10 protein-coding genes are annotated in these 12,707 nt (G+C 38.8%); 2 read left to right on the top strand and 8 right to left on the bottom strand.

Translation table 11 applies throughout. The features are described 5' to 3' along the window. Positions 1 to 256 precede the first annotated feature (256 nt). Entirely contained in the window at positions 257 to 670 is a 414-nt protein-coding gene (locus OLM61_RS19820; RefSeq protein WP_264524318.1) for a hypothetical protein, read from the top strand. Between the two features lie 219 nt (positions 671 to 889). Next, positions 890 to 1,282, top strand: coding sequence for a helix-turn-helix transcriptional regulator (locus tag OLM61_RS19815; RefSeq protein WP_264524317.1), 393 nt, complete (start codon positions 890 to 892; stop codon positions 1,280 to 1,282). A gap of 64 nt (positions 1,283 to 1,346) precedes the next feature. Here the strand turns inward: OLM61_RS19815 and OLM61_RS19810 are convergent, their stop codons facing one another. From OLM61_RS19810 to OLM61_RS19775, 8 genes are all read right to left on the bottom strand, one after another. Next, entirely contained in the window at positions 1,347 to 1,679 is a 333-nt protein-coding gene (locus OLM61_RS19810) for a YegP family protein (RefSeq protein ID WP_264524316.1), read from the bottom strand. A 168-nt stretch (positions 1,680 to 1,847) separates the two neighbouring features. After that, entirely contained in the window at positions 1,848 to 3,248 is a 1,401-nt protein-coding gene (locus tag OLM61_RS19805) for a serine hydrolase domain-containing protein (RefSeq protein ID WP_264524315.1), read from the bottom strand. A gap of 98 nt (positions 3,249 to 3,346) precedes the next feature. After that, a complete protein-coding gene (locus tag OLM61_RS19800) occupies positions 3,347 to 3,910 on the bottom strand; it encodes a DUF2911 domain-containing protein (RefSeq protein WP_264524314.1) in 564 nt (187 codons plus the stop codon). Positions 3,911 to 4,080: 170 nt separating this feature from the next. Next, positions 4,081 to 5,895: a glycoside hydrolase family 2 protein gene (locus tag OLM61_RS19795; RefSeq protein ID WP_264524313.1), complete on the bottom strand. Its 1,815-nt coding sequence runs from the start codon at positions 5,893 to 5,895 to the stop codon at positions 4,081 to 4,083. Between the two features lie 10 nt (positions 5,896 to 5,905). After that, on the bottom strand, positions 5,906 to 7,033 hold the full coding sequence (locus OLM61_RS19790) for a T9SS type A sorting domain-containing protein (RefSeq protein WP_264524312.1): 1,128 nt from the start codon (positions 7,031 to 7,033) through the stop codon (positions 5,906 to 5,908). Positions 7,034 to 7,187: 154 nt separating this feature from the next. Continuing rightward, entirely contained in the window at positions 7,188 to 9,605 is a 2,418-nt protein-coding gene (locus OLM61_RS19785; RefSeq protein WP_264524311.1) for a glycoside hydrolase family 2 protein, read from the bottom strand. Between the two features lie 3 nt (positions 9,606 to 9,608). Then, entirely contained in the window at positions 9,609 to 10,790 is a 1,182-nt protein-coding gene (locus tag OLM61_RS19780; RefSeq protein WP_264524310.1) for a glycoside hydrolase family 88 protein, read from the bottom strand. A gap of 381 nt (positions 10,791 to 11,171) precedes the next feature. Further along, positions 11,172 to 12,683 carry a RagB/SusD family nutrient uptake outer membrane protein gene (locus OLM61_RS19775; protein WP_264524309.1) on the bottom strand — a complete coding sequence of 504 codons (1,512 nt, stop codon included), beginning with the start codon at positions 12,681 to 12,683 and terminating at the stop codon, positions 11,172 to 11,174. Positions 12,684 to 12,707: the final 24 nt, after the last annotated feature.

Raw genomic sequence — 12,707 nt, 5'->3', positions numbered from 1 at the left:
AAATCATCGGCAGTTGCGCCTGAATATCAGTAAAAATTGATATTTTAGATTTAATTACAACATTTAGTTATATTCTATAAGGAGGTTTGTAAGAAAGAAAATGCATAGAATGCGTAATATTGCGAATGAGAGTTTTATTCAAAAAAAAGAGCAACAGTCTGCCTCTTTTTGAAGCGCAAAATTCATTTTTAATTGTCGCTATGTTTAAGCATTCAGCATAATTATTTCTTGTCTTTATTAATAACCTTTAATTACTATGTTCATTACCCTTACTCAGGATCAGGTCCAGTTTCAGTATGGTTCAAAACGATGGCAATACTGTTTTAATGAAATTGCAGAACTTGGTTTACTCAAAAAAAAGAAGACTTATCTTCTTGAAAACGGAGCTTTTATTCTGGCTACCGCTTTGGCTTATTATGCGATGGTTTTTTCAAATTTAAATGAGCTGTATTATATCGGCCCCACAATATTAGTTTATACCATTCTTATCATTTTAAGATTTCATAATACCATTGAATTTGACTATTATGTTATTGTCAGAGATGTTTATAAAAAAGAAACAAAAGTGAAAATCAAAGTCTTAGATCGTCACGAAATAGGGAAACAGATTGATCAGTTTCTAAACCTGAATTTTAACAGGCTTTTGCAAAAAACAAAAACAAATCTATAATGTTATTAGATGAAATCTCTCAAAATGATCTGCTGGTGATAGTGCTTGCCCTATTGTATGGTTTTGTTATTACCACCAGAAAAAAATGAAAATCGGCTACTTCATAAACCTACCAGTTGAAGTAGTAGGATAGATAGTATACTAAAAAAGTATCGCGGTAATACTAAAAGTTTCATACCGGTCGGTTTTTAGCGATACAAAATACCCCCAAATAAAATTATGACCGCTTCCACTTCAATAAAAAGTAAAATAAAAAGCATAAGAGAATTAAAAAATTATACGCAGGAATATATGGCAGATCAGTTAGGTGTTACGCAGGCAGGATATAGTAAAATTGAGAAGGGAAAAACCATTCTTTCTTATGAAAAACTGGTCGAGATTGCCCGAATTTTAGAAGTTAGTGTCGAAGATGTAATCAGCTTTGACAGTCAGAGATACTTCAACAGTTTTAATAAAGTGAGAGGGAACAATAATGGAAGTATTCAGATCAATTCAGACAATAGTGCCGCATTAAAGGTTTTGTATGAAGATAAAATTGGACTGCTGGAAAAATTATTAAGTAAAACCGAAGAAGAATTACGTCGTTACAAAGAAAAATTTGGAGAGCTTTAGGGTAAAGTTTGGAACAAAAAAAATGGGGTTACAAGACCCCATCTTTTTCTATTTTGTATCGTATTTATGCAGTTTGATCGTCTGTATCAGCTTCAGGTGCATTTGTTTTTACCGATGCAATTCCGTTATCTCTCGCGGCTGTACTCTCATACATTTCGCTTGCTCCGATAATCTGACCGTTACTAGCTTTTAAGTTGAAATAAGGTTTTCCACTTTTAGATTCCAGTTTGTCAAATCTACCATCATCTTGCGAATTTGTTTTAACAGACTCAATTCCGTTTAAGCAGGCCGCTTTCGTAGTATAACCTTCACTTGTTAGAATCGTTTGCCCATTACCAGCTTTTAAATTAAATTGAAATTCACCATTGGCTCTTTTAGTAATTACAAATTTTCCCATCTATTTTTTGATTAAGTTAAAAATTAAATTCTTTGATATTCATAAAATTACAAAACTTCATCGTATAAAGCATAACCGGATGAAAAAATAAATCAAATACTTAAGCAAATACAGCTGTGCCAATTGCAACAGGGCTTTACACTCCAATTACAGTATTGTAATTTGTACTTATTTTTTATTAAAAGCTTTTAAAATGTATTTTTGAATCAATTCGTCACTTGGGGATTGCGAGTTGTAATTTCCTCCTGTAATAATGGTAATCATGTTTTGCTGTTCCCAAATATAGATTTTCTGGCCACCGTTTCCCTGTGCCGCTGCGCCGTAATATTTCACGCCATCGACTTGCAGATATTTGAGCCACCACAAATAACCATAATTAATCCCCTGAATTTCGGTATGTTTGGTTAAGGATTCCTGAATCCATTCCTTAGAGATGAGCTGTTTGCTGTTCCAGACGCCTTTATTGAGATACAGCAAACCCAGTTTAGCCATATCTCTGGAGCTTAAATACAGCTGACAGAAGGTTTCGGCACTTGAAGCATCAGGTTTAAAATTCCATTTAAAGTTTTTAATGCCGAGCTCTTTAAAAAGCGTTTCTTTTGCAAAATCGGGCAAAGGCATTTTGGATGCTTTTTCGATTATTTTACCAAGTGTAATCGGGTTTCCGGAGCAGTACATTCCTTTGCCTCCGGGTACATCAATCATGGGCAAATCAAGTGTATACTGAACCCAGTCGTCAGAAGAGTTCATGCTCGTTTCATCACCCGCAGATTTCGGATTGCTTATATCACAATCGAGTCCGCTTTGGTTGGTAAGCAGGTTTTCAATTGTAATTTGTCTTTTGTCTTCGTTGAGGTTTTTAAAAGTGTAACCAGGGAAATAGGAGAGTACCGTTTCTTTTTTACTTTTAATGTATCCTTTGTCAATCGCGATTCCGGTAAGTGCCGAAACAAAACTTTTGGTTGCCGAACGCAGTTCGTGCAGTTTGGTTTTGTTGTAGTCATAAAAATACTCTTCAAAAACTAATTTCCCATCTTTAATAATCAGCACACTGTGGACGTTTGGGTACGATCCGTTGACAATTTTTCGCATCATTTCGCCCAATAATGCCTTGTCCAGCCCGGTATTGTCAATAGTTCCGGTCACGAGGCCATCATTCTCTTTTTTGGGTTGCTGGTACAGGTATACGTAATCTTTCGGTACGTTGAGTCTGGGGTACCACATTTCTTTGAGGAAAATGACCTTTTTATTGATTAGTTTAAACGTCTTTTCATCCGTCGTATAGCCGTTGAGAATAGCAGTTTTATCGCGTACAAAAGTTACTTTTTCATTAGAGGTGTTTAGAAAAATGTCTTTCTCCGAAGGCGTCAGTGGATATTTGCTTTCGTTGATGATCGCATACAATAGCGTATCTTTTGGTGAAGCCGCGATTTGCAGTGTGGTATTGTTTTGGTACTCATAAAGGCCTTCGTATTCTTTTAGCTGTTCATAGGTAATTTTGAACTTTTGCTGGGAATGCCCGACACAAATTGCCCCTAAAAAAAACAAGAATAAATAGGTGTTTTTCATCTTTTTTGGTTTTGAGGTTGATGTTAATGAGTGAAAAAAAAAGAGACACTAATTTAAAACTAGTGTCTCTTTTGGTATATCGTTCTGCCGCTAAACAATTACTTAATGGTTATTGGAACTTCAACAGTTGTTTTGTCCCAGCCAATTACTAAATTCGCTACAGCGCCCTGAGCGGTAAAAGCAATCGATAAGGCTTCGATTGTATTGGATACCGGTTTCACCGGAACGCTTACCCTTGCAATATCTTTACTTTCATCGTATGCATAGGCACCCCACAAATCAATTTCTTTATTGATAATGATCGTCCATTTGTCTTTTTCAGGAATGGCAAACAAACTGTAAGTTCCGGCAGGAATATTTACTCCGCCAATAGTAACCGGTTTGTAAAACTTGATTTCGGTATTTTCGTTAGCACCTACACGCCAAACTTCACCAAATTTAATTAAATCACCAAAAATAGCACGTCCTTTAGCAGAAGGTCTTGCGTAAATAACCTTAATCGCCGGAGCAGGATTATCGGTTTTTTTGAATTTTACCGCTTTATTCGGGAAATACGAAATGTCGACCGGACTTGCGTCTAACGGAGCAAATTTTACTAAATCCTGTGCTTGAACTGTAAAGGCAGCAAATAAAGTAACTGCCATTAAACTTAATTTTTTCATAGAATTACAATTTTTAGAATATCTACAAAGTAAGTTAATAATGAATAAAAATCATATAATTAAGGTTTGTTTTTTGTTAATGAATTGCTAACGGTTCTTCTGTTTCATTTAGAATGATATAGAATGCAGCTGTTTTTTCTCTTAAATTATCATTTTATAAGGAAATTTTTTTAATATTCTTTTTTCTTCTTTGCATACCAATCCTGCATAATATAAAAGGCTTTCTTTTTATTTCCATCATTGGAGATCAATCCTTTTCGGTTGTATCCGTCCTGAATTCCGGGTAAAAGTCGTTTTGGCGATCTGAAATCAACCAGAATCCACGGACTTAAGCCGCTCAGATGTGGTATTTTTTCGATCATTTTCAGATTTTGAATGTACAGGTATTCCTGATACTCCTCTGTCCATCGTTCGTTTTTTTCACCGTGCAGACCTTGTTTGGCATCACCTCCAAATTCAGAGACAATCACGGGTTTGTTGTATTTGGTTTTCCAGAAAATCTTTTCGGCGTTTTCCAGTTTTCCGCCATACCAGCCTAAATACTGATTGAAGGAAATAAGATCCAGATATTGACCAATTTCGTCATTGATTGTTCCAAAACCGTCTGCTCCGGTTTGCGTCAGTAAAGCCGCACTGATGAGTCGGGTATTGTCTAAAGATTTGGTGTGATCCACCAGATTTTTGATAAATGTATTTCGGGCATCCGAAATTGGAGTTTCATTGGCCATCGACCAGATGATGATGCAGGCTCTGTTTTTATCTCTCGTAATGGCTGCTGTCAACTGCTCTTCGGCATTTTTGTAGGTGTTTGTATTGGTGAATTCAACTGTCCAGTACACCGGAATTTCCTCCCAAACCATGATTCCCATTTTATCGGCTACTCTGATGATATTTTCGTTGTGTGGATAATGGGCGAGACGTACATAGTTGCAGCCCAGTTCTTTTGCCCAGTTTAAAAGACGTAAAGCATCTTCTTCCGAATGGGCACGACCACCTTTTGCATTTTCTTCATGAATCGAAATTCCGCGCAGAAAGATTGGTTTTCCATTCAGGAGGATTTTGTCTCCCTCAGTTTCAATGGTTCTGAAACCAATGGTATCTTTTAATTGCTGGCCGTTATAATCGATTGTTACTTCGTATAATTTTGGGTTTTCAGGAGCCCAGTACGAGATTTTTTTTGCCGGAATTTCAAAGTTTAGGATTCCGTCAGCACCAATTTTTCCTTTATAATGAATCTTTAATTCGGGAATCGAAAGGCTTATGTTATTTTGTGCCGAATTGAAGTTGTTGATCTTTACAAAACCGGAAATCAAAGCAGCATTGCCCTTTTTGAGCTGAATGTGGTAATCTTCTACAAACGATTCATTCTCTTCGATTAACGTTACGTCACGGGTGATTCCGCCGTAATTCCACCAATCGGTATTGATTGTCGGAACATCTTCTTTGTGGCGTGTATTGTCGACTTTAACGACTAAATAGTTGTCTTTTGGTTTTACAATCGAAGTGATTTCATAATTAAATGGCGTAAAACCTCCTTCGTGTCTTCCTAATTTCTTCCCGTTTAAATAAACATCGGCTTTGTAATTAATGGCTCCAAAATACAGAAAAAGACGTTTTTTGGCCTGTAAATTATAATCGAAAGATTTCTTGAACCAGACATTTCCTTCGTAATATTTCAATTCCGGAACCTGTGAAGTCCAGTCTCCCGGAATGTTGATTTTGGGGGATTTGTCGAAATCATATTCAATTAGTTCCTGTTTGTTTACGACATGATAGTTATTAAAAAAAGCCGCATTGGAAGGTTTGGTCTGTTTGTCGTATTCGTCGTGATGAAAGCTGTAATAGCCCGTTTCGTATGGATCGACAATATAATTCCAGACTCCGTTTAACGAGGTCGTATTTCGGTTTGGAACATTGGAGATCAGGTTTTGTGCTACTCCAAAAAAGGATGAGGTGAGTAGCACTAAAGTGATTAGCTTTTTCATTGATACTATTTTATTTTTTAATCATTTTTACACCTTTTGAAAAGGTATTTTCTTTTTTGAATTTTATAAGGTAAAGTCCTGATGGTAGAGACGAGACATTAATGGTTTCGGGAATTGTGTCGTAAGAAACGACCTGTTTACCGGTATTGTCATAAATCCTTATTCCGCTATACTGATTTACAACAGCTTCTGAAAGTTCGAGTTTGTCGCCTACCGGATTGGGGAATTGGATATCAACTGTTGCTTTTGACTGCTCTTTGGCGGATAAAGTAGTCAATTCCTCAATACTGAAATCGGAGAAAAGAAGGGTTTCGTCTCTCATGTTGGCAATATCAGTGAGGCTGCGGTAAATTCCCCATTTGGGTCTGATAAAAGAGTTGGCTGCATAAACAGTTCCGTTGGCGGCCGTATAAGCAGGGCGGATCGTTTGCACATTTGAATTGCTGTAGTCGACCAACACAGTTCCATCGCTGACTTTTTTGATGACCATAGCATAGGTTCCATTGCTGCCAATTTTGATCGTTTCGGTAGCTTCCACCCACACACCCTCAAATAAAGATAAGGCAGGTAAAGCGTATTTAGTGGTTGCCGTTGCAGCATTTTCGTCATAAAGTAATTCTAAACGTGTTGCCCCGGTTGAAAGTTTTCTGAGGGTAATCGTAAAAAGCGGATCGTCGTCGTCACCATCTACAGCTTTAACCTGATGGATGTGCGTAAAACTGGTGGTTGGTTTAAATCCAACAGGAATTTTAAACCGCCATTTGTATCGCACGGTTTCACCGATTATTCCTTTTAAATTATCGAGTGAGGGGTTGTACGATTTAATTTCTACACGCTGTCTGTCCGTTTTCCCGGCTACGGGTTCATTGTCTGGAGGAGTGTTACTCACATGTGCGTGAAATACAAAAACATTTTTATTCAGATCCGCATCAAAAACTTCGGTAATATGAGGTCCAAAACCGGGATGTATAGCATCGGGTGCCTCGATAGCTCCATTTGCTGTACCGGGAGCCAGTGCATTTGTTATGAGTTCATAAGTTCCAACGCCACCCGGACCATCGGCATTTAAAGTGACTTGTGCATGGCCCGCAAAACTGATTAGTACTAAGGCAATTTTGTAAAATAGTGTATTTTTCATAATTGAGTTTTTAGTTTGCAATTTTGTTCTATTTCAATGTAATGCGTATTTTTTGTTTTAGACAGAGTTTTAAATTTAATCTTCAAAAATCATTTTAATCTGTGTAATCAGTGGCATAAAAAACTTTGCGCCTTCGCGCCTTTGCGAGATTTATCTAATTGGCAATCTTCAAATATTCTCCTTTAAAACTCTGGTTCAATGCGGTCATTTCAATCGGAATCCCGGAACCGTCCGGAACCACTTCAATAGAAGCTTTTCCATTAGCCATTTTTATAGACTCGCTTCCGGTGGGCGTTCCCTGATTTTTCATGGTTTTTCCTCCTTTCAGGCATTGAAAATAAACGCTTTCTTCGTAATCCAGACAGCGTAAGTTATTGTGGTCGATTGCAATTGCCGTCACGAGATAGTTACCGTTTTTTAATTTTTCGCTGGACAATTGCAGTGCCGTAGCCGTATCATTTTTATTGAAACGGTAATTCACTTTTAAAGTATCTGTGACCTTTTTTCCGTCTTTTGTTTCTCCAACGGCAATCAGGATGTTTTCTCCTTTTAAAAAATTTACGTCCCAGGTTAAACCATTGGCAGGATACAGTGAAAGATTTCTTTTCTTTTCACCCAGTGATTTTTGCTGATGAAATAAAGTTACTTTTTCACAATTGCTAAAAACACTAATTGTGCGAGGGGTATTTTCAGGGCCCTGACGCTCGGTCCAGGTGTGCGACTCGATGTAGGCAAAAGGTTCCTTGCCCCAGTAGCTTTTAAAAACATAGTAGGCATCTTTTGGGTTTCCGTTTCGGTCTGTCAGTCCTTTTTGATTCATATACGGAATATCGTCTTCCGGTCGCAAAGGCGTCGCAAAATCCTTGAATGCCCACTGAATATTGCCCACAAACGATGGGTCATTCTCGGATATATGCAGATGCCAGTCAAATAAATCAACGATATAATTTTCGCTCCAGTCGCCAATTTGTGCAATATTAGCTACTTTGGTTTGCACTATGGCTTCTTCCCAGCCCTCGGCTTTTATGATATTCTCGCCTGTGACCGGATTTTCACTGTGACGGCCCACATGACTGTCACCGCCATATTCGGCATGAATGAAATGTTTGTATTCTTTTTTGTAAACATCGATTGCTTTTTGATAGCTTTTGTAGCTTCCGGAATACCAGCCCGACCAGATCGAAGGGGAGAAGACATCGACTATTTGAGAACCTTCATAGTATTTTCGAATCGCTGTTTTTCGGGTGGGATCCATTTTGTGGGCGATGTCGTTTAATTCTTTCAGGAATACATTTGTTCGGTCTGTATTATCTCCATCAGGAAAATCCGGCAGCCAGTTCATCTCATTCCCCAACGACCAGATAATGATACTCGGATGGTTGTAGTTTTGATTGATGATTTCTGCGAGCATGTTTTTAGTGTTGGTTTGCCAAAGTTTGCCGCCAATTCCGCCGCGGCACCATGGCAATTCGTCCCAAACTAAAAGGCCAAGTTCATCACAAGCCTTATAAACTTCGGGGTCCTGCGGGTAATGGGCAAGACGAACAAAGTTGGCTCCCATTTTTTTGATGGATTGCATATCGGCTCGATGCTGTGCATTGCTCATGGCAGCTCCCACACCAGCTTCTTCTTCATGGCGGTGTGTACCCCGAAGGAGCAGTCGTTTTCCATTGAGATAAAAAGGTCCATGATCTTTAAATTCAAACCATCTGAAACCTGTTTTTTCATTTACACTGTCTCTGATTTGATTTTTCTCTGCTAAAATCGCGGTAACCGAGTATAGATTTGGGGTGTCAATATCCCAAAGCTCCGGGTTTTTAATATTGTCGAACGCTATTGTTGAACTATTGGCTGTAACCGGAATGGTTTTAGTGGCTACTTTTTTTCCCTTTGGATTTTTAAGAATCACGGTTAAGGTGAGTTCTTTTGAGGGATCAGAATGGTTGGTTTTAGCAACAATATTCAAGGATGCTTTTTTGGCAGAAACTTCAGGAGTGGTAATTTTCAGATCCTCAATGTGGTTTTTGTATTTCGACAATAACCAGACATCACGTGTTATACCACCATAAATAAAGAAATCGCTTTTTTGAGACGGGATGATTTCGATATCATAACTGTTGTCTACACGAACAAGAATTTCGTTGTTTCCTTCTTTGATAAAGGGAGTAATTTCGATTGTAAATCCAATGTAGCCACCAATATGTCCGCCGGCTTCGGTACCGTTTACATATACTTTTGTGGTTACATTCGATCCTTCAAAATATAAATAATAACGTTGATTCTGGTCGATTTTAGGAAGATTCAGTTTCTTTTGATACCAGCTGGCATCACGTCGGTACCCCGGATTTAAATCGGTTGCATCTTCGGCGTTCCAGGTGTGCGGTAAGTTAAGTTTGCTCCAGTGGTCTGCTTTTTTAGCCTGATCAGGACTAGAGGTATTGTTTTCTAGATACAGCCAGTTTTCGTTGAGGTTGGTTTTCGTTTGAGCAAAAGTATAATTGTGAGAAAACAAGCAACAAACCAGAAAAGTCATAACCGGAAAAGACTTGTAGTGATACAGTAGTTTTTTCATAGTTTATAAGGCTTTTTGTCTTAACAATGCTTCCAGGAAATAATAGTCGGCATAGATAATAGGTTCGTCGATTTCGTCGTGTTTTGGCCAGTTTCCGGTGCTGTGATTCAATAGGAAAGGGGCGTTTATTTTGGCATCTAACAGGTATTTTTCGGAATGTAAAGACGCGATTATTTTGTTGGCGAAAGCCAGATAACGGTCGTTTTTAGTATAACCATACAATTCATATAAAGCTGAAGCCATAATGGTTGCCGCAGAAACATCACGTGCCGAATTTGGAATGCCCGGATCTTTAAAATCCCAATACGGAATACCGTCTTCCGGCAGGTTTTTATGGGGCATAAAAAATTGTGCTGTGGCTTCGGCCTGTTTGAGGTAGGCCGGATCTTGTGTATAACGATACGACATGGTGAATCCGTAAACGGCCCAGCCTTGTCCGCGTGCCCAAACAGAATCGTCGTTATATCCCTGCAGGGTCGTTTTTTTTCTTACGGCTCCCGAAACCGGATTGTAATCAATAACATGATAACAGCTGTTGTCTGCTCTAAACTGATTTTTTAAAGTGGTATTGGCGTGTTGGATGGCGATGTCCTGATACTTTTTATTGCCGGATAATCTGCTGGCTTCAAAAAGCAATTCAAGGTTCATCATATTGTCAATGATCACTGGATAGTCCCAAATTTCTTTGTTGAAATCCCAGGAACGAATTGCTCCGACTTTTGGGTCAAAACGGCTGCATAAAGTTTCAGCACCTTTAACAATTACATCTTTGTATTCTTGTTTGTTTTCCACTTTTAGCGCTTCTCCATAACTGCAATAGACTTTAAAACCAACATCGTGGGAACCTCTGTTTACGCTTTCTTTTTTACTGAAAGGCGTCCATTTTTCGGCTTGTTTTTTATAGTCTGTATTTCCTGTTAAGCGATACAATTGCCAAAGATTTCCGGCAAAGAATGCGCTTGTCCAGTCTCTTGAAGGAACTTTTCTAATGAGATTGGTTTTGAGGGTCATGCTTCTGGGCATCGCCATCGAATCAACCGGATAATCCAGCAGCATTTTGTATCGGGTTTCGAGAAGGTGGTCTACTGCTGAGGTATTTTTTGGTTGCGAATTAATCCCGGATTTGCATGCGGTTGTGAGCAATGCAAACCCAAGGATTAAAGTAAAGAAACTAACTCTATTCATATGTAAGTTTTATTTTGGTTTTGATATAGAGATCTGGTGTTAATACAAGATTCTATTTTTTTCTCGCAGATCTGGCAGATCTGGCAGATTTTTATTTTTATTTTTTTAATCTGTTGTATTTATTTTTAACACATAGGAACATAGTTTATAAGGGCGTTTAAAAGGCATTTCACTTTTAAAGTACCTCATAGTAATGTCGTAAAGCTATGCGAAGAAAAAGATACGATTGTTTTATCATTTCGACGAAGGAGACTCGAGCGATAGCGACTGACGAAGTAAATCACACTAGAAACTCCGCATGCAAAATCGACCAATCTTGGCCAGGTTTCTAGTGTGATTCTTCTCGCGTCATAATGATAAGAATATGGTTAAATCTTGTTTTTAGTAACCGGGATTGTTTGGTTTTAAGTTCGGGTTGATCGCTAACTCAGTGCCCGGTAATGGAAATAAATAATCCTTGTTGGGATCAAAATTAGCATGCGGTTCAAAACCAGTCGGACCAAATACTTCCGGACCATTTTGGAGTCTTTTGATGTCGTACCATCTTACATATTCAAAAGCCAATTCTAGTCTGCGTTCATCGATAACCATTTTTCTGAAAGCAGATTGAGATAAACCCGGTGTTACATTGGCAGGAAAGGAAACCAGTTTTCCGGCTTTGTTTCTGGCTCTGGCGCGTACGCGGTTTACATATCCGTCTGCTTCTGCGGTTCCGGGAGTAATTTCATTTAAGGCTTCGGCTGCTGTCAGGAGTACCTCGGCAAAACGCATCGTGATGTAATTGTGCTGTGAAGTTCTTCCGTTGGCACCCGCTTTTCCGGGAAAACGATAGTATTTGGCAATATGCGGACGTGGCGCTTTTTCGTTATCACTCGAAGGAAAAATTTGCAAATTATTGCCCACTTTTTTTCTGATGATGGTGTCAAAACTTACCGCTCTTCGGTAATCTCTTTTGTCCCAGTCGTTGAATACTTTTAAAGAAGGAACGGCTACCGAAAATCCTTGTCCGTAGCTGTAGGTTTCGTCTTTTAGAGAACCGGTGAAAAATGCAGTATAATCCTGACCGTAATTTCCGGAAGTTAAGTTGTTGAAATCAACTGTAAATAAAGGTTCTTTAAGTGCCGCTGTTTTTGTGGCATTAAACAAATCCTGAAAATCAGCGTCCAGTCCTAAACCAAACTTAGCTTCGTTGGTTATAACATATTTGGACTCGTCGTAGGCTTTTTGATAGTTTCCAAGGGTCAAATAAACAGAGGCCAGATAACCCGCAGCAGTACCTTTTCCGGGAACAGCTTTTACTTTTGGTTTGTCTTCCAGCCATTGTTTGGCAAATTCCAGATCGGCAATAATTTTCGGATATACATCGGCTTGTTTGGTTCTGCTTAGGGAATTTACCTGCGATACGTCATTTACCACAAAGTCGATGTAGGGAATATCTCCAAAGATGCGAACTAAATGATAGTAGGCAAAAGCTCTTGCAAAATAAGCCTGAGCCACAATGGCGTTTACTTTGGCGGGATCACCTGGTGTTTTTTTAGCGCCTTCGATTGCCTGATTGGCTGCGGTGATAATGATGTACGATTGCGGCCAGAAGTTGGCCACCAGTGCATTGGTGTCGTTCATCGAAAAATCGTTCACATCGATACGGGCAGCCTGAGTGGTTCTGTCGCCAATATCGGCCATGTCATCGCGCAACATTAAAGCGATTGTAAATTCTCTTCCCCAATAATTATTATGGGCAATGTTGGCAAAAGCTCCGTTTACAGCAGCCTGCAGGTCATCTGTATTGCTGAAGAAGTTTTCCGGACGAATGATTCCCACCGGTTTTTCTTCTAAGTCGGAACATCCAAAAGCGAATATTCCCAGAAAAAGAAAAGCTATATATTTTTTCATACTATTATTTTTTTAGGTATTTGG

This window comes from Flavobacterium sp. N502536 (assembly GCF_025947345.1).
Classification (GTDB): domain Bacteria; phylum Bacteroidota; class Bacteroidia; order Flavobacteriales; family Flavobacteriaceae; genus Flavobacterium.
The sequence above is the reverse complement of the archived record's forward strand: the minus strand, read 5'-3'. Positions and strand labels throughout refer to the sequence as shown.